The organism is Aeromonas sp. ASNIH7, assembly GCF_002903485.1.
GTDB classification, from domain to species: domain Bacteria; phylum Pseudomonadota; class Gammaproteobacteria; order Enterobacterales; family Aeromonadaceae; genus Aeromonas; species Aeromonas caviae.
This window is the reverse complement of record NZ_CP026226.1, coordinates 601257-619220: the sequence shown is the minus strand read 5'-3', so window position 1 is coordinate 619220 and position 17964 is coordinate 601257. Positions and strand designations below refer to the sequence as shown.

General features: G+C 63.3%; 12 protein-coding genes and 1 pseudogene. 3 read left to right on the top strand and 10 right to left on the bottom strand.

What is annotated here, in order from left to right:
• The first annotated feature begins 39 nt into the window (after positions 1-39).
• Positions 40-1748: pseudogene (locus C2U47_RS02725) on the top strand (NAD-dependent malic enzyme).
• A gap of 117 nt (positions 1749-1865) precedes the next feature.
• On the opposite strand, the gene C2U47_RS02720 reads toward C2U47_RS02725, so the two are convergent.
• On the bottom strand, positions 1866-3098 hold the full coding sequence (locus C2U47_RS02720; protein WP_111896439.1) for a Hint domain-containing protein: 1233 nt from the start codon (positions 3096-3098) through the stop codon (positions 1866-1868).
• A 317-nt stretch (positions 3099-3415) separates the two neighbouring features.
• On the opposite strand from C2U47_RS02720, the gene C2U47_RS02715 reads away from it, so the two are divergent.
• Together C2U47_RS02715 and C2U47_RS02710 are read left to right on the top strand one after the other, a co-directional pair.
• Positions 3416-4654: a uracil-xanthine permease family protein gene (locus C2U47_RS02715; RefSeq protein WP_010673610.1), complete on the top strand. Its 1239-nt coding sequence runs from the start codon at positions 3416-3418 to the stop codon at positions 4652-4654.
• A 145-nt stretch (positions 4655-4799) separates the two neighbouring features.
• On the top strand, positions 4800-5540 hold the full coding sequence (locus C2U47_RS02710) for a dienelactone hydrolase family protein (RefSeq protein WP_010673611.1): 741 nt from the start codon (positions 4800-4802) through the stop codon (positions 5538-5540).
• Between the two features lie 63 nt (positions 5541-5603).
• Here the strand turns inward: C2U47_RS02710 and pgl are convergent, their stop codons facing one another.
• The 9 genes from pgl to C2U47_RS02665 all read right to left on the bottom strand — a co-directional run bounded on the left by pgl (position 5604) and on the right by C2U47_RS02665 (position 17913).
• Entirely contained in the window at positions 5604-6602 is a 999-nt protein-coding gene (gene pgl, locus C2U47_RS02705; protein WP_010673612.1) for a 6-phosphogluconolactonase, read from the bottom strand.
• Positions 6603-6659: 57 nt separating this feature from the next.
• On the bottom strand, positions 6660-7268 hold the full coding sequence (locus C2U47_RS02700) for a LysE family translocator (RefSeq protein ID WP_010673613.1): 609 nt from the start codon (positions 7266-7268) through the stop codon (positions 6660-6662).
• 121 nt (positions 7269-7389) lie between these two features.
• On the bottom strand, positions 7390-10707 hold the full coding sequence (gene mscK / locus C2U47_RS02695; protein WP_069785345.1) for a mechanosensitive channel MscK: 3318 nt from the start codon (positions 10705-10707) through the stop codon (positions 7390-7392).
• A gap of 149 nt (positions 10708-10856) precedes the next feature.
• The gene (pykF, locus tag C2U47_RS02690; protein WP_010673615.1) at positions 10857-12269 is read right to left on the bottom strand and encodes a pyruvate kinase PykF; all 1413 of its coding nucleotides are present in this window, start codon (positions 12267-12269) and stop codon (positions 10857-10859) included.
• Between the two features lie 404 nt (positions 12270-12673).
• Positions 12674-13804 (bottom strand): ribosomal protein uL16 3-hydroxylase, encoded by a 1131-nt coding sequence (locus C2U47_RS02685; RefSeq protein ID WP_069785344.1) that lies wholly within the window; start codon positions 13802-13804, stop codon positions 12674-12676.
• A 152-nt stretch (positions 13805-13956) separates the two neighbouring features.
• Entirely contained in the window at positions 13957-15327 is a 1371-nt protein-coding gene (gene purB / locus C2U47_RS02680; RefSeq protein WP_069785343.1) for an adenylosuccinate lyase, read from the bottom strand.
• Positions 15328-15357: 30 nt separating this feature from the next.
• Entirely contained in the window at positions 15358-15969 is a 612-nt protein-coding gene (gene hflD, locus C2U47_RS02675; protein ID WP_010673618.1) for a high frequency lysogenization protein HflD, read from the bottom strand.
• A gap of 211 nt (positions 15970-16180) precedes the next feature.
• Positions 16181-17287: a tRNA 2-thiouridine(34) synthase MnmA gene (mnmA, locus tag C2U47_RS02670; RefSeq protein ID WP_010673619.1), complete on the bottom strand. Its 1107-nt coding sequence runs from the start codon at positions 17285-17287 to the stop codon at positions 16181-16183.
• Between the two features lie 158 nt (positions 17288-17445).
• Positions 17446-17913, bottom strand: coding sequence for an NUDIX hydrolase (locus tag C2U47_RS02665; protein WP_010673620.1), 468 nt, complete (start codon positions 17911-17913; stop codon positions 17446-17448).
• Between the last annotated feature and the right edge of the window lie 51 nt (positions 17914-17964).

The following is a 17964-nucleotide window of genomic DNA, read 5'->3' as shown; positions in this document are numbered from 1 at the left end:
TGCCTGATGGCAACTTCATGTAAATCAAAGAGAATGACTATGGCTACCGGACAATATCTGCTGTGGAAAGATGCACAGGGTCACGATTTTCGCCCCGTTGCGCTGACGGGCACCAATCTGCTCAACGATCGCAACCTCAACAAGGGCACCGCCTTCACCGAACAGGAGCGGGCCGATTTTGAGCTGGGCGGCCTCTTGCCGCCTCAGGTGCAGACCTTCGAAGCCCAGCTGGAGCGGGTCTATGAGGCCTTCCTGAGCGCCTGCAGCGACATCGAGAAGTACCAGAACCTGCGAGCCTTGCAGGATCGCAACGAAACCCTGTTCTACGCCCTCCTGTCCCGCCACGTGGAGGAGATGACCCCCTACATCTACACCCCGACCGTGGGCAAGGCGTGCCAGGAGTTCAGCCACCGCTTCCAGAAGCCGCGCGGCCTCTACATCACCCCGAAGAACGTCGATGACATGGGCTCCCTCGCCCGCCACATGGATGCCAAGGCGGTGCGCATCATCGTCGTGACCGACAGCCAGGGGATCCTCGGCATAGGCGATCAGGGGGTGGGGGTATGGGCATTCCCATCGGCAAGCTCGCCCTCTATACCCTGGGGGCGGGCATCCACCCCGCCTGCTGCCTGCCCATCGCGCTGGACGTGGGCACCGACAACCAGGCGCTGCTGGATGACCCCATGTACCTGGGGCAGCCCCACAGGCGCATTCGCGGCAAGGAGTACGACGACTTCATCGACAAGTTCGTGGCCGGGGTCAAGCGCCACTTCCCCAACGCCGTGCTGCAGTGGGAGGACTTCAGCAAGTCCAACGCCTTCAACAACCTGGCCCGCTATCAGCAGGCGCTGCCGTCGTTCAACGACGACATCCAGGGCACCGGGGCCGTGGTGCTGGCGGGCATCATAGGGGCCGTCAAATCCAAGGGGGAAACCCTGGGCCAGCAGCACTACCTGGTCTACGGGGCCGGGGCTGGCGGGGTCGGGGTGGCGGATCAGATCTGCGCGGGGATGATCCGCGAGGGGCTTGACCCGCAGGCGGCGCGGGATCGCATCTACATCCTGGATACCCAGGGGCTGGTGTGTGACAACCGCGAGGGGCTGGATGAGTACAAGCGCCGCTACGCCAAGCCGGGCCTCTTGCTGGCCCAGTGGGATCTGCAGGGCAAGGCGGGGCTGACCGAGGTGCTGCGCCACGTGCCCATCACCGTGCTGCTCGGCACCAGCGGCGCCGGCGGCGCCTTCCAGGAGGAGCACATCCAGCTGATGCTGACTCACTGCGAGCGCCCCATGGTGTTCCCCCTCTCCAACCCCACCGCCAACTGCGAGGCCCTGCCGGAAGACATCTTCCGCTGGAGCCAGGGGCGCGCCATCGTCGCCACCGGCAGCCCGTTCAAGGACGTGCACCATGAGGGGCAGGATTATCGCATCGGTCAGGGCAACAACGTCTTCATCTTCCCCGGCGTGGGGCTGGCGGCCATCGTCAGCCAGATCCGCGAGATAAGCCCGGACATCTTCACTACCGCCGCCTTTGCGCTCGCGGAGTGCGTGAGCGAGGCGGATCTCGCCCGGGGCACCGTCTACCCGAGGATCAGCGAGCTGCGCAACATCTCGGTGCACGTGGCGACCGCGGTGCTCAAGGATATCGTGCGCCGGGATCCCTCCCATCCGCTCATCGGTCAGGATCTGCAAGAGCACATCCTGAGCCATATGTGGGAGCCGGTCTACCTGCCCTATCGCCGGGTCTGAGGTGCGACCTGCCCGCACGTGTCGCGGGCATGACGATGCCATAGAAAAAGAGAAGGTGGCCCAGGCCACCCTCTCTGTTTTCCGCCCTGCTGTGTGTGCGGGGCAGGACGCTGCCACCTATTGAGCGGGCGGGGGCACCAGGCGGTCATCGACGCTGCCGTCGCCCCGAAGCTTGTTGCCACTGGCATCGACGGCGTCCACACCGTTGTCGTCCACGCTGCCATCGCCTCGAAGCTTGTTGCCATTGGCGTCGACGGCGTCCACACCGTTGTCGTCCACGCTGCCATCGCCCCGAAGCTTGTTGCCATTGGCGTCGGCGGCGTCCACACCGTTGTCGTCCACGCTGCCATCGCCTCGAAGCTTGTTGCCATTGGCGTCGACGGCGTCCACACCGTTGTCATCCACGCTGCCATCGCCCCGAAGCTTGTTGCCATTGGCGTCGACGGCGTCCACACCGTTGTCGTCCACCCGGCCACCGGCATGACGCTCCCCGCCTGCATGTTTGTCGCCACCGCCGTGGCGATCGCCGCCAGCGTGCTGGTCGCCACCGGCATGTTCGCCCTGACCACGGTCATCGCCGCCGTGGCCGCTGTCGTCCCCGCCATTGTTTCCGTTATGGCTACTATCGCCTCCATTTCCACTATTGTTTCCACTGTGGCTACTATTGCCCCCACCGCTGCTGTTGCTGCCTCCGCCGCTGCTGTTGCTGCCTCCGCCGCTGCTGTTGCTGCCGCCATCCCCCCCTTTGTTGTGCACGATCAGTCCATTGGCCACATAGCTGTGGCTGCCATCGAGGATCAGGTTGAACAGCGCTGTGGCGGGCGGGGCATCAACCCAGGAGAGGGAGGCCACCGGCAGTTCGACAGGGTGCGGCGCCAGCGCCAGGTTGCCCGCGCTGCCCCCCTCTGACCAACCCAGCAGGTGCATGCCGGTAAAGAGCGGCAGCACGGCGAGGGCCGGGTTTTCGGTGCGGGTCATGGCCGGTGCGATGGCCGCCCAGCCCCGGGTGGTGAGGAAGGGGTGCTCGGCGGTAAAGAAGGGGGGCAGATGATTGAGCCCGTAGAGTCTGCGCGCCCCCAGCGCCACCCGCTCGATGGCCTGGATGCGGTTGCTCTGCCCGTGCCTGTCCCGCACCCGATCGCCGACCCGCAGGGTCTCGATGGGGCGTTCGCAGCCATCGGCCATCAGGATGCGGGTACCGGCAATGAAGCAAGACTTGGCATGGGCCTGGTTTACCTGCCACTGGTGGTGGTCGAAGTCATAGCTCAGCGGGGTGGCGAACAGGGCCAGGGCGATGGCCGAGCCCAGCAGCAGCCGGCGCTGGCTGGGTTTGAACGAGGGCAGTGACATGGGGAACTCCTTGTCGGTGTGGGGTCACGCCTTCGAGTATAGAGAGGGGATTGGGGCAATATCTGCGTCGACCAGTTGAAAGCCTTGTCATGTCAACTTGCCGGAAAAACGATTGGCGTTGGCCATAAAAGTGCGTAAAATCGCTTCCTCGATGCTTGTAGCAGCGAATCCCGCCTAAAAAGCCAGTTTCATGCCCTCCCCAAGCAGTAAAAGGCAACAAATGACGCCGTTTGGCCCGTTGGCTGCCTTGAAAACGTCTTGTGATGACTGAAAAGTGTCAAATATCCCTGTCAGTTATCAAAAAATTAAGGATACCCATGTTTTCCTTGGTCAAGCAAAGCGTCGCCGGGCTGCAAATTCTGTTTGTCGCCTTCGGTGCCATGGTGCTGGTGCCCCTGCTCACCGGTCTGAACCCCTCCATGGCCCTGCTTGGCGCCGGTGTAGGCACCCTGCTGTTCCAGCTCTGCACCCGTCGTCAGGTGCCGATCTTCCTCGGCTCCAGCTTCGCCTTCATCGCCCCCATCATCTATGCCACCCAGACCTGGGGCCTGCCCTCCACCATGTTCGGTCTGTTTGCCGCGGGCTTCATGTATTTCATCCTGGCGGCCATCATCCGCGCTCGTGGCATGGGCTTCGTGCACAAGCTGCTGCCCCCCGTGGTCATCGGTCCCGTCATCATGGTGATCGGCCTGTCGGTGGCTCAGGTAGCCTGCAACATGGCCATGGGCCGTGCCGGCGGTGAGCAGGTGGTGCCTGCCACCACGGCGCTGACTCTGGCGGGGATCTCGCTGGCGGTCACCCTGATTGCCGCCGTGTTCTGCAAGGGCTGGATCAAGCTCATCCCCATCCTGTGCGGTGTCATCGCCGGTTATGTCTCTGCCGTGCTGATGGGCCAGGTGAGTTTCGATGGGATGGTCAACGCCCCCTGGCTGGCGCTGCCCCACTTCGAGACCCCGGAGATCAACTGGGCCGCGGCCCTCTTCATGCTGCCGGTGGCCATCGCCCCCTGCATCGAGCACATCGGCGGCGTGCTGGCCATCGGCGGGGTGACCGGCAAGGACTACACCAAGGATCCGGGCCTGCACCGAACCCTGGCCGGTGACGGCATCGGCGTCTGCTTCGCCGGTTTCATCGGTGGTCCCCCCGTCACCACCTATGCGGAAGTGACCGGCGCCGTGATGATCACCCGCAACTTCAACCCGGTCACCATGACCTGGGCGGCGGTGTTCGCCATCATTCTGGCCTTCTTCGGCAAGTTCAACGCCCTGCTCACCTCCATCCCCATGCCGGTGATGGGCGGCATCATGCTGCTGCTGTTCGGATCCATCGCCGCCATCGGTCTCAAGACCTTGGTGGAGTCCAAGGTGGATCTGGGGCTGTCCCGCAACATCGCCATCGTGGCGGTGACCCTGACCGTGGGTGTCGGCGCCCTGGAGATGAAGATTGGCGACTTCGCCCTGGCGGGTGTCGGCCTGGCCTCGGTGGCAGCCATCCTGCTCAACCTCATCCTGCCCCAGCACTCCGAAGAGGGTGCCATGGAGAGCGCCAAGGATTAAGCGCCTGGCTTGCTGTACGTTGAGATGATGAAAAAGAGGCCACCTTCGGGTGGCCTCTCTCTTTTGGCCTGCGTACCACTGAACCCGGGCTCCCCATGTGAAGCGGCTACACTCAGGGGCACCATTGACGGGAGAGGACGAAAGGATGAAGAGGGCATGGATCCTGGCCCTGCTGGGGCTGATGGGGAGCGGCGCGGCCGAGGCCGGTGCGGTGCGCTACGAGGTCGAAGGCAAGCCGTTCGAGGGCTATTACCTGGCGGGTACCGACAAGGATGCCCCTCTGGTGGTGCTGGTGCACGACTGGGACGGGCTCAACGGTTACGAGATCAAGCGGGCCGAGATGCTGGTGGCCCTGGGCTACAGTGTCTTTGCCGTAGATTTGTTCGGTGCCGGGGTCAGGCCGGGCACGGTGGAAGACAAGAAGCGCCTCACCGGGGCCCTCTATCAGGACAGGACCAGGATGCGCTCCCTGCTGCAAGGGGGATTGGCGGAGGCGGGCAGGCAGGGGGGGCGGCTCGACAATGCGGTGGCCCTCGGTTACTGCTTTGGCGGCGCCGCCGTGCTGGAGCTGGCCCGCAGCGGGGCGGATCTCAAAGGGGTGGTGAGCGTACACGGCGGGCTGGAGACCCCGGCCGGGCAGGACTACAAAGAGGCGAAGGGACAGTTGCTTGTCCAGCACGGCAGCGCCGACGAGGCGGTCTCTCTGGGTCAGTTTGCGGCGCTGGTGGCCGAGCTGGAGAGCGCCGGGGTGAAGCACGAGGCGACCAGCTACAGCGGCGCCCCCCACGCGTTCAGCGTTTTTGGCTCGGACAACTACCGCGCCGATGCCGATGCCAAGTCCTGGCAGCGTTTCACCGGTTTCCTGAAGGAGGTGACCGGCTCCTGAGGGGGCCGGCTCACGCAGGCCATGGCAGTGCCATGGCTTTTTTTATGCCCGTTTTTTGCCATCTCAGGGGAGGGCGAGCACCCTCACCCACATGGCCCCCTTGCCCACCTCGCTCCGTGGGCCAGGGGTGAGCTGGCCGCTTTCGGGGTCGATGGCATGCAGTGCCACCTCATGGGATTGCTGCCCGGTCGCGATGAGCCAGTGGCCGCTGTGGTCGATGGCAAAGCCCCGGGGACAGGCCTCGGTCGGGAAGTGGCCGAGGGGGGTGAGGGCGCCATCTTGGGGGGAGACGCCGAACAGGGTGAGTAGGCTGCTGGCCCGTTCGCTGGTGTAGAGAAAACGTCCATCCGGGGTCAGGTGCAGGTCGGCGCCCCAGCGCTCCCCCTCATAGCCTGGGGGCAGCATGTCCAGGCTCTCGCGCGCCACAATCTGTCCGTCCGCCTCCCTGTGGTAGCGACTGAGGGTGGCATCGAGTTCGTTGAGGCAATAGAGATCGCCGTTGTCCGGGTGCAGTGCCAGATGGCGGGGCCCGGCGTCGGGGGCGGTGTGAATGTCCCCCAAGGGATGGGGAACCAGCTTCTCGTCCACCAGGGCAAAGCGGCGCACCCTGTCCTCCTTCAGGCAGGCCACCAGCAGCTCCTGCTCCCCGTTTTGCCCCGGGAGCCAGGTGACCGAGTGGGCCGCCATCAGGTCGTCGAGACGCTGGTGAGGGGGCTGCATCCGGCCCGCCTGATCCTGGCGGGAGACGGTGACGTGGTTGAAGGCGTAGGAGGCGGCAAAGAAGAGGCGGCCGCTCCCATCGGTGCAGGTATGGGAGGCGCTGCCGAGCAGCGGCGCCGAGGTCGGCGCCCCGAGCCGGCCATCGGCGGAGATGGGGAAGCTCAGCACCCGAAAATCGGGGCGCACCCCCGCATGGAGCCAGCGCCGGTCCGGGCTGATGACCAGGGGCTGCACCTCGCCGCCGGTCTGCACTTCCTGCAGCGGGGCGAGGGTGCCTGCCTCGAGGCGAAACACATGGATCAACCCGCTCACCGGGTTGGCCACATAGACCACTTGTTGCATTGCATCTCCTTTGCGACGGCCGTCCGTCGGGTCAAGGGAAAGGGGAGTCCCGGCGTCTCAGGCGGGGATCAGGATCTCGCGAATGACGGGCACCACTGACAGTACCAGCAGGGCTGCCATCACCTGGTTGAAGCGGCGACGGGCAAGATCGTTTGCCAGCCAGCGCTTGAGCAGGGAACCGCACAGGAGCCAGAGTCCGACGCAGGGGAAAGAGACGATGAAGAAGGTCAGGGCGATGACGAGGTGCTGCTCAAAGGGGTCGCTCCCCGCGCTGGTGAAGGCGGCGATGGCGCCGGTGGCAACCACCCAGGCCTTGGCATTGACCCACTGGAACAGGGCTCCCTTGAAAAAGCCGAACGGGCGGGTCCCGTTGCTGTCAGCCATCCCGTCCGTCGGGCGGGCGATGAGCCAGGCAAGATAGAGCAGATAGAGGGTGCCCGCGCATTTGATGAACATGTGGAGTTCGGGGAAGCGGGTAAAGAGCTGGCCAAAGCCCAGCCCCACCAGCAACAGCATCAGGGTGAAGCCGACGCAGATCCCCATGAGCAGGGGCAGGCTCTTGCGTATCCCGACGCTGGCGCCGGCGCTCATCACCATGATGTTGTTGGGGCCGGGGGTGACCGATGCCGAGATGGCAAAGAGCACCACGGCGTAGAGCGAGTCCATTGGGTTCCTCGTGCAGACAGTCCGTTGTCTTCCCTATATTGGGGGCGATCTGCGCTTTCCAAGGCGGGGGGCGGGCAGAAAAAAAACAGGCCCCGTGACGGGGCCTGTGAAGCGGGCGGGATCAGACGGGCTGGTTCCCCGCCGGCGGCAGCGCCGGGCGGGATTCCACCTTCTGTTCGTCTCCCTGCATGTTCTTGATGTAGACGTCCATCTGGTTGAACGCGATCTCGATGCCATGCTCGCGGAACAGCACGTCGATGCGGCGGTTCAGCTCGTCGATGGCCGGGTTGCGATCCCCCAGCTCGCTTACGAAGAAGCGCAGCTCGTGATCCAGGGTGCTGGGCCCGAAGGTGAGGAAGTAGACGATGGGGGCCGGGTCTTTCAGCACCCGGCTGTTCTCCATGGCGGCCTGCATCAACAGCTTGCGGGTCAGATCCAGATCCGAGCCATAGGCCACCCCGACCCGGGCGATGACCCGGGTGACGGTGTCGGACAGGGACCAGTTGATGAGCCGCTCTATCATCAGCTGCTGGTTCGGGATGATCACCTCCTTGCGGTCGAAGTCGGTGAGGGTGGTGGAGCGGATCCTGATCTTGTTGACCGTGCCCGAGATGGTGCCGATGGTGACGGTGTCGCCGATCCGCACCGGGCGCTCGAACAGGATGATGATGCCCGAGATGAAGTTGGAGACGATCTGCTGCATGCCGAAACCGATACCGACCGAGAGACCGGCGGCCAGCCACTGCAGCTTCTCCCACTGGACCCCCAGCATGGCCAGCGCCGTCAGGCTGCCCACCCCGATCAGGGCGTAGTTGAGCATGGTGGTGAAGGCGTAGGCCGTGCCCTGGGCGAGACGCAGCTTGGAGAGCACCAGCACCTCCAGCAGGCCCGGCAGGTTGCGGGCCAGCGACAGAGCCGCACCAAACACGAAGAGGCCGGTCAGCACGTCGCTCAGGCTGATGGGATAGAGCACGGCGTTGGCCCCGGTCCCCTCGCTCTTGTGCCACAGCACCACACTGTCGAGGTAGGTGAAGACTGCCACCAGATCAGACCAGAGCCAGTAGAAGGCGACGCCGAACACCAGCAGCAGCATGATGCGGGTCAGACGCAGGGACTGCTGGCTGACCTCTTCCAGATCCATGGGCTGCTCTTCGATGGCTTCGCCCCCTTCCGCATCCTCCTGGGTCTTGTGTTCCCGCTTGGCGACCGCGCGGCGATAGGCCAGACGACGGGCCGCCAGCTCAAGACCGCGCAGGGCGGTGCGATAGACCAGACCCCAGATGATGATGAGGTAGAAGGACTCGATGAGCCTGCCGGTGAGTTTCAGGGCCGTGTAGTAGTAGCCAAGGGCTGCCAGCACCATCAGGGCCACCGGCGCCAGCGCCAGGGCGACGGCGGTCAGGGTCTGCAACATGCTCGCCTCGCCCTTGATGCGGGCGCGGGAGATGGGCAGCACCAGGTAGGCGGTCAGCCCCAGCAGCAGCATGGTCATGCCCTGGCCGATGACGTCGTTGCCAAGGGAGGAGGGTTCCACCACCGCCTTGGTCGACAGCATGATGAGGGGCAGCAGGGGCAGCCAGAGGTAGCGCATGCTGTTGCGCTTGGCCTGCAGCTCGTCCCGTGGCATGCGGAAGTGGGTCTCGCCGATGCCCCCCGGTCGCATCACCGACAGGTAGACACTGAACACCAGGTAGCCGAGGGCCAGGTTCAGGGTGATCTGGAAGATGAGTCTCGGGCTCAGCAGGCCGCAATAGGCGAGCAGCAGGCCGGCGGCCAGGATGAAGAGGGTGCCCGGCAGGCGTTGCAGCACGGTGAACAGCAGGGCACGGGGGGTGTGCCACTGGCTGTCCTGACGAAAACGACCCAGATCCTTGACGATCTTCTTCTGGCGCTCGAGCAGGGTGCCGCGCTTCCACAGCAGCAGGCCGCCCACCAGCAGCAGCGGCAGGGAGAGCAGGGAGACCGCCAGCAGCATGTCGCCCCAGCCGCTCCAGTCCGGTTTCAGCACCCAGTCGGAGGCCTGCTTGAAGGCCTGGGCCGGCCAGGTGATGAACCACTTGGCATCGATGGGCTTGTTGCTGCTCACCCAGAAGATGTGCTGTTGCAGGGTGAACTCGATGGAGGCATAGACCCGGGTCAGCTGCTGCTGGGTCAGTTGCAGGCTGATGGCGTTGGTGAGCTGGGCATCCATCTGGCGGTTGAGCTGATCCAGCAGGCCGATGCGGGTGTCGATGAGCTTGGCAAGGCTGGCCCTGTCTTCGTCGCTCACCGTCTCGCCGCTGCTGGCGATGAGGTTGTCCAGATACTGGTTCTTCTGGAACAGCTGGTCACGCTGCTGGCTCAGTTCGAACTGGGCCAGGTGCAGGTCGGCGATCTGCTCCTCCAGGTTCTTCACCAGGGTGGAGGGGGCCGCTTCCAGTTGCTGGTAGAGCTGATAGAGGATGCGCGAGAGCAGCAGGTTGCCCTTGAGCATCTGTACCTGTTCGTTGAGGTTGCGCTCGGTCTGGGTGCCGCGCTCCAGCATGCTCTTCGCCTGCAGGTTCTTCTGGGCCAGGGTGTTGAGGCTGTTGGTGGAGCTGATGAGTTGCTGGCTGAGCTGGTAGTTGAGCTCCTGCTCTTTTTGCACCAGGGGGTTGTCTTCGGCGGCCACCAGTTCGCCGGTCTCTTCGGCAGTCTTCTCGGTGTCCCCCAGGCGCTTGGCGCTGCTCTGCTCCTGCAATGCCTGCAGTTTCTGCTCTTCACTGGCGAGACGGGCACTCTGGTAGTCCCGTTGCTTGACCACCAGATCCTGCATGCTGGTGCGGTTGTCCAGCTCCTTTTGCAGGTTGGCCAGTTGCAGATCCAGCAAGGCCAGCTCGGCGCCCAGCTTCATCTTCTCGGCGCTGCTCACCCCGTCCCCGGCGTTGAGGCGGGTGCGGATCTCCTGGCTGCGCTGATAGGCGCGGCTCATGCTGGCCTGGGCCCGCTCCGGCAGGGTCTGCAGGTTGGTGATCTGGCTGCCGATGGTGCCAAGGGCCTCCTGGGCCGCCTGCATGTTGGCCATGATCTCGGGTTGGCGGGCATCGAGCTCCGCCAGGCTCATGGTGGCGTATTCGCTCTTGAGCTGCTCCGGGCTCTTGCCCTGGGTCAGGGCGTCGAGCTTGGCGCCGATCTCCTTGAGCTCTGCCGGCAGGGTGCGCAGGCGTTCGCTCTGGGTTTTGGCCTTGCTCTTCTCCTTGTCGATGCTGTCGAGGAGGGAGAGGGTGTCAGTCAGGAACTTCTGGTCCGCCTGCTGGCTGGCCGTGGGGGTGTCCGATTTGCCGAGGGCGTCGAGCGCCCGCTGCACGGTGGCGCGCTGGGGCAGATCCTGCGCCAGGGTGCTCGGGGTCCAGAAGGTGATGAGTAAATAGAGCAGCGGCAGCAGGGTGGCCGAGGCTCTTTTGAAGCGTGTTGAGAGCATAAAGCGTCCGGGTGATTATGCGATGTTCGGGGGATTTTCCACCAGGGTAAAATCCGCGTGGATTCTAGCACCGGCGCAAGAGGGGCAGCAGGGGGAGAGATAAAAAAAAACGGCGCCCGCAGGCGCCGCTTTCATCGGTTCAGGACTGATTACAGTACGTGAACGGAGGCGGTGTTGGTGGTACCGCTCGGTACCAGGGCACCGGAGACCATGACAACCACGTCACCCTTCACGCCCATGCCGATTTCCAGCGCGGCTTCTTTGCCGATGCGATAGAAGTCGTCGGTGGAGGCGATGGAGTCAACCACGTGAGCAACCACACCCTTGGTCAGCACCAGCTGGGCAGCGGTCTTCTTGTTGGTGGTGATGGCCAGGATCCAGGCTTTCGGGAAGTATTTGCGAATGGCCTTGGCAGACTTGCCGCCTTCGGTGGCAACCACGATCAGCGGGGCGTCCAGCTTCTCGGAGGTCTCTACCGCGCCTTTGCAGACTGCTTCGGTGATGCGCAGCTTGTTGCTGTCGTTGGCAGCGGACAGGTTGGACGGCATCACGGCATCGGTACGCTCGCAGATGGTGGCCATGATGGTCACGGCTTCCAGCGGGTACTTGCCCTTGGCGGACTCACCGGACAGCATGACTGCGTCGGTACCGTCCAGGATGGCGTTGGCCACGTCGCCAGCTTCGGCGCGGGTCGGACGCGGGTTCTTGATCATGGAGTCCAGCATCTGGGTGGCGGTGATGACCACTTTGCGCGCCTTGTTGCACTTCTCGATGATCATCTTCTGGGCGAAGATCACTTCTTCTACCGGGATCTCGACACCCATGTCGCCACGGGCAACCATGATGCCGTCGGAGACAGCCAGGATCTCGTCGAAGTTGTCCAGGCCTTCCTGGTTTTCGATCTTGGAGATGATCTGGATGTTCTCGCCGCCGTGGGCTTTCAGGTGCTCACGGATTTCCAGCACGTCTTCTTTCTTACGAATGAAGGAGGCAGCAACGAAATCAACGCCTTGCTCGCAACCGAAGATGAGGTCGCGCTTATCTTTCTCGGCCAGGGCCGGCAGCTTGATGGAGACGCCCGGCAGGTTGATGCCCTTGTTCTCGCCCAGGTCACCGTTGTTGAGCACTTTACAGATCACTTCGCGCTCGGTGATTTCGATGACGTCCAGGCCAATCAGGCCGTCGTCAACCAGGATGCGGTTGCCGACGCGCAGGTCGCTGGCAAAGCCGGCATAGGTGACGGCGACTTTGTCTTTGTTGCCCACCACGGTCTGGTCGGTGGTGAAGGTGAAGGTCTGGCCGGCGACCAGGGAGACGTCGTTGCCGCCTTCGAGCTTGATGGTGCGGATTTCCGGACCCTTGGTGTCCAGCAGGATGGCTGCGTGCTTGCCGGTTTCGGCCATGACAGCGCGCAGGTTGCTGATGCGACCACCGTGTTCGGCGTAGTCGCCGTGGGAGAAGTTCAGGCGCATGACGTTCATGCCGGCATCCAGCATCTTGCCCAGCATTTCTTTGGATTCGGTCTTGGGACCGATGGTGCAGACGATTTTGGTCTTTTTCATGTCAGTCTTCATGGTTAAGGAATTTCCGCCGTGCAATATACACCAGTTTTTGGATACTTTTTATGATCCAGAAACAACGTTTTGAGCGAAAACAGCCTCAATTTGAAAGATAACGTTTTCGCTCACAGCTCATTTTAGGGGCTAAAATAATTGATTTTCCGTAACTGAGGCCATTTGGTTCCCATTTCTGGCCCCGCATCCTGCCCGATCCCATGTTGTTAAATGACAAACAACAGGGCCCCATTAAGGCGGCGATCCGGCCCGATGCCGTTGGCCGTCATCCAGTGTAGTCACTCCCTCCCGCGGCGTCAGGACGAAGCAACGCAAGGCAGGAGCCGGTTGGCCTACAGCGGAAAAAAACGCCGCCCCTCCCGGCACGCCGGGAGGGGCGGCAGCCCTCTGGATCAGCCGAAGAACCAGTAGCCGCGGTTGACCAGCCGGGTCAGCAGTTGCAGGAAGCCCGCCTGATCGGCCAGTTCCAGCAGCGCGTCCTGGGTGATGATGTCCTTGTCGCACAGGAGCGCGATGGCGGCCGGATCCTCGCTTGGCAGGGTCCAGGCTTCGCCGTCGATGTAGCAGGTGCGGCTCTCGCCGCTGAACCAGACGCTGCGCAACCCCGGCACCTTGATGGCGGGCTCCCCCTGGCTCAGCAGGTCGGCCACCTCGTCGGCGCTGTAGTCCGGCTCCACCGGATTGACGTCCAGGTCGTGCTTGGCCTCGGAGATCATGGTGCCGAACCACTCCTTGAACAGGGTCTCGTCGTCGAGGGCCTGTTGCATCAGCTCCCGCAGGCGGTGCAGCTCGTGGGGCTGGATCTCCCCGTGGCGGGCGCGGGGCTGGAGGTCCGGGTCGCCGTAACGTTCGGTGCGGATCTCGTTGTCGATCAGGTGATCGGCAAAGGAGGAGATAAGCGCCTTGGCGTCCGGTGCGCGGAAACCCACCGAGAAGTTCAGGGAGGGCTCGATGGCGTAGCCCTCGTGGGGGAATCCGGGCGGGATGTAGAGGATGTCGCCCGGCTCCATGATGGCGTCGATGATCGCCTCGAACGGCTCGCAGTGCAGCAGGGCGGCGTGGGCGGCAAACTCGTTCAAGGGCTTGGCATCGCCGACCCGCCAGTGGCGCTTGCCCTGACCCTGGGTGATGAAGACATCGTAGTTGTCGATGTGGGGGCCGACACCGCCGTGAGGGGTGGAGAAGCTCACCATCACATCGTCAAAGCGCCAGCCCGGGATGAACTGGAAGGGCACCGCCAGCTCGTGTACTTCGGGTACCCAGTGGTTGCATGCCTGCACCAGCACGGTCCAGTTCTCTTCCCCCAGGTGATCGTAGGATTCGAAGGGGCCGTGGGCCGCCTCCCACTGGTTGTTGAAGCGGGTGACCAGGCGCGATTCGATCACCTCCTCCATGGCCAGACCCGCCAGCTCGTCCGGGCTGATGGGATCCTGAAAGTCGGTGAAACCGCCCTTGATGAGGAGCGGGCGCTTCTGCCAGTAGTGCTCGAGGAAGTGAGCGATATCCAGATTGAGTTGGTACATGGTGCTTCTCGTATCTTGTGAGAGGGCTTGCCCAAGGCGGGCTTGGGCAAGGGCTCTGAAATGGCCCGATAGAGGGTGATCATATCAAATGGGCCAAAATCAACGGGGGCCCTGCCGTCATGACAGAGCCCCCGCCGGTTCGGTTACATCACTTATTTCAGCAGATCGACCAGACGCTGGGCGTCGCCGATGTAGTTGGCCGGGGTCAGCTTCTTGAGCTCGACCTTGACCGCTTCCGGCAGTGCCAGGGTGTCGATGAAGGTGCGCATCCCTTCGGCGTCGACGCGGCGACCACGGGTCAGCTCTTTGAGCTTCTCGTAGGGCTTCTCGATGCCGTAGCGGCGCATCACGGTCTGGATGGGTTCCGCCAGCACTTCCCAGTTGGCGTCCAGATCGGCGGCCATGGCGTCCGCGTTGGCTTCCAGCTTGGAGATGCCCTTCAGGGTCGCCTGATAGGCAATCAGGGAGTAACCCACCGCCACACCCAGGTTGCGCAGCACGGTCGAGTCGGTGAGATCACGCTGCCAGCGGGAGATGGGCAGTTTGCTCGCCAGGTGCTGGAACACGGCGTTGGCCAGACCCAGATTGCCTTCGGAGTTCTCGAAGTCGATGGGGTTGACCTTGTGGGGCATGGTGGAGGAGCCGATTTCGCCGGCGATGGTGCGCTGCTTGAAGTGGCCCAGGGAGATGTAACCCCAGACGTCACGGTCAAAGTCGATCAGGATGGTGTTGAAGCGGGCCAGGGCGTCGAACAGCTCGGCGATGTAGTCGTGGGGCTCGATCTGGGTGGTGTAGGGGTTCCAGGTCAGGCCGAGAGAAGTGACGAACTCCTCGGAGAACTGGTGCCAGTCCACATCCGGGTAGGCGCTGATGTGGGCGTTGTAGTTGCCCACGGCACCGTTGATCTTGCCCAGCAGCTCCACCGCCATGATCTGCTTGAGCTGGCGCTCCAGACGGTAGGCGACGTTGGCCATCTCCTTGCCCATGGTGCTCGGGGTCGCCGGCTGACCGTGGGTACGGGAGAGCAGCGGCATGTCGCGGTACTCGACGGCCAGGCGCTTGATCTCGCTGATGAGCTTTTCGCAATAAGGCTTGATCACCTCTTCCCGGGCGGTCTTCAGCATCAGGCCGTGGGAGTTGTTGTTGATGTCTTCCGAGGTGCAGGCGAAGTGAATGAATTCGCTGACGGCGGCCAGCTCCGGGTTCACTTCCACCTTCTCTTTCAGGAAGTACTCCACCGCTTTCACATCATGGTTGGTGGTGCGCTCGATCTGTTTGATGCGGGCGGCATCCTGCTCGTTGAAGTTGCTGACGATGCCGTCAAGCACGGCATTGGCTGCCTCGCTCAGGGCAGGGACTTCCGGGATCCCGGCGTGGCTGGCCAGTTTTTGCAACCAGCGCACCTCGACTTCGACGCGAAAACGCAGCAGACCGAATTCGGAGAAGATAGGGCGCAGGGCATCGGCCTTGTCGCCATAACGACCGTCAATCGGGGAAACGGCAGTCAGCGCGGACAGCTCCATGGGGTGAACTCCTGATGATTGGTGTGGGGGTTAAAATCGTTTGGCCAGTTCCACCATCTTCTTGCGGGCGAAGATGATCTGGGTACGGCTGCCGCCGAGCTGGCGCCACAGCACCACGGCGCGGATGCCTGCGAGCAGCAGGGCGCGCACCTTGTGCTGCACCAGGGGCTGCTGCAGGAACAGCGGGGTGCCCGCCACCTGGATGCGCGGCCCGATGGGGCTGATAAGGTCGCTGTAGATGCTCGCCATGTTGGCCAGGATCTGCTCGTCGAGCAGATCGAAATGCTGTTGCTGGCGGCCGATCTGGCTGATCCGCTCCCCCAGCATGTTGAGGATGTCCTTGCGCTTGGCGAGCTTGCGCTCCAGCGCGATCAGGCTCACCACGTAGCGGGTCAGCTCGGCATTCTTCTGGCTGCCGTCGGCCCCCAGCTGTTCCACCAGGGCGCGATAGCCGTCGCGAATGGCCAGGTGGCTGCCGAACACTTCCAGCGGCTGCGTGGGGTTGGTGACCAGAATGCTTTGCAGGCTCTCGCGCAGGGAGGCTTCGTCGCAGGAGCCGTCACGGGCCACTTTCTGCACCAGATAGGCGGCCTGGCAGATGCCTGCGAAGGCCATGGTTCTGTCTTGGAATTTGTCGCTCATATCTTCATGGCCCTGTTCTGTTCATTCACCGGCCGATGCCATGATCCGGCCTGGACGTTGCCAATCATGTATCGCTGCCTGGTACTGTTTTTCTTTGTCCCCTCTCCCTCAGGGAGAGGGTCAGGGTGAGGGTGGTTACCCCCTCATCCCCAACCCTTCTCCCGCGAGGGGAGAAGGGAGTACAGCGCGGACGCTCGTGAGCGCCCAGCCCTTAGACCGGATGGCTGAAACGTTGTTCGATGATGCCGCCGCCCAGACACACTTCCCCGTCGTAGAAGACGGCGGACTGGCCCGGGGTCACCGCAGCCTGTTTCTCGTCGAAGATGACCCGGATGGTCTCATCGTCGATGGGCTGGATCAGGCAGGGAATATCTTCCTGCCGATAGCGGGTCTTGACGGTGCAGCGGCGCGGCGCGCGAATGGGGGTGCGATCCACCCAGTGCAGCTGGCTCGCGACCAGGCCGTCGGAGTAGAGACGGGGGTGTTCCCCTTGCGCCACCACGAGCGTGTTGCGCTCCACCTCTTTGTCCACCACGTACCAGGCCTCTTCGGTGGCATCTTTGCGACCGCCGATGCCAAGGCCCTTGCGCTGGCCCAGGGTGTGGTACATCAGCCCCTGATGCTCGCCGATGATCTTGCCGTCCACGGTTTCGATGGGGCCGGGCTGGGCGGGCAGGAACTTGGCCAGGAAGTCCTTGAACTTGCGCTCACCGATGAAGCAGATGCCGGTGGAGTCTTTCTTCTTGGCGGTGATGAGATCCAGCTGCTCGGCGATGCGGCGCACCTCGGGTTTTTCCAGATCCCCGACCGGGAACAGGCTCTGACCCACCTGGGCTTCGCTCAGGGTATAGAGGAAGTAGCTCTGATCCTTGTTGGTATCCAGACCGCGCAGCAGGCGCGGGCGGCCGGTGCTGTCGTCACGGCGCACATAGTGGCCGGTGGCGATGTAGGTGGCCCCCAGCTCTTCGGCGGCAAACTCCAGGAACGCCTTGAACTTGATCTCCTTGTTGCACAGGATGTCCGGGTTCGGGGTGCGACCCGCCTTGTACTCTTCCAGGAAGTGCTCGAAGACGTTGTCCCAGTATTCGGCGGCGAAGTTGATGGTGTGGAGTTTCATCCCCAGCTTGTCGCAGACGGCCTTGGCATCAGCCAAATCCTGGGCGGCAGAGCAGTACTCGTCCGTGTCGTCTTCTTCCCAGTTCTTCATGAACAAGCCTTCGACCTGATAGCCCTGCTGCTGGAGCAGGTAGGCCGAGACGGAAGAATCCACGCCGCCGGACATGCCGACGATCACCTTGATTTGGCTGTTGTCTGTCATTAGTCGAAGTTACCAGTTCGTTTAAACGGGGCGTATTCTACCAGAGTTTTGCGCCCCCGGTCACATCTCCCTGCCGCCGTTCCCCTCGGAAGCCCGGCGGCGGGAAATCGTTTTTCTTGTCTCGGCCCCATCGCGTCAAAAAGAGCGTCCAATGGCGCTTAGATAAAGGCCTTGAGGGCCGACAGCGGCAGGCGGGTGCCTGCCAGATAGTCCTGGATGCACTGCCACACCAGGGGGCTTCGCAGGGCGGGCTTGCACTCGGCAATCTCCTCCAGGCTGAGCCAGTGACAGGCCAGTACGTCACCGTCGGGATCCTCTGGATGGTGCTGACCGGGCGACTTTTCAAGGTCGAAGATGACGGCGGTGCGCACAAAGGTGGCCTCGCTGTCCGCCGGTTTGAAGAGGTAGACGCCAAGCCAGCCGGTGGGCGCGGCGGTGAGTCCGGTCTCCTCCTTCAGCTCGCGGCAGGCCGCCTGGATGAGATCTTCTCCCGGCTCCACGTGGCCGGCGGGCTGGTTGAAGCGGCGCTTGCCCGCAATCTCCTCTTCCACCAGCAAGAAACGCCCTTGCCAGTGCACCAGGGCGGCCACGGTGAGGCGGGTGGGCAGCGGTGGGTGATCGCTCATAAGGACTCCTTGTCTTGTTGGCTGTGCCCCGGCAGGGGCGCTCGATGCAGA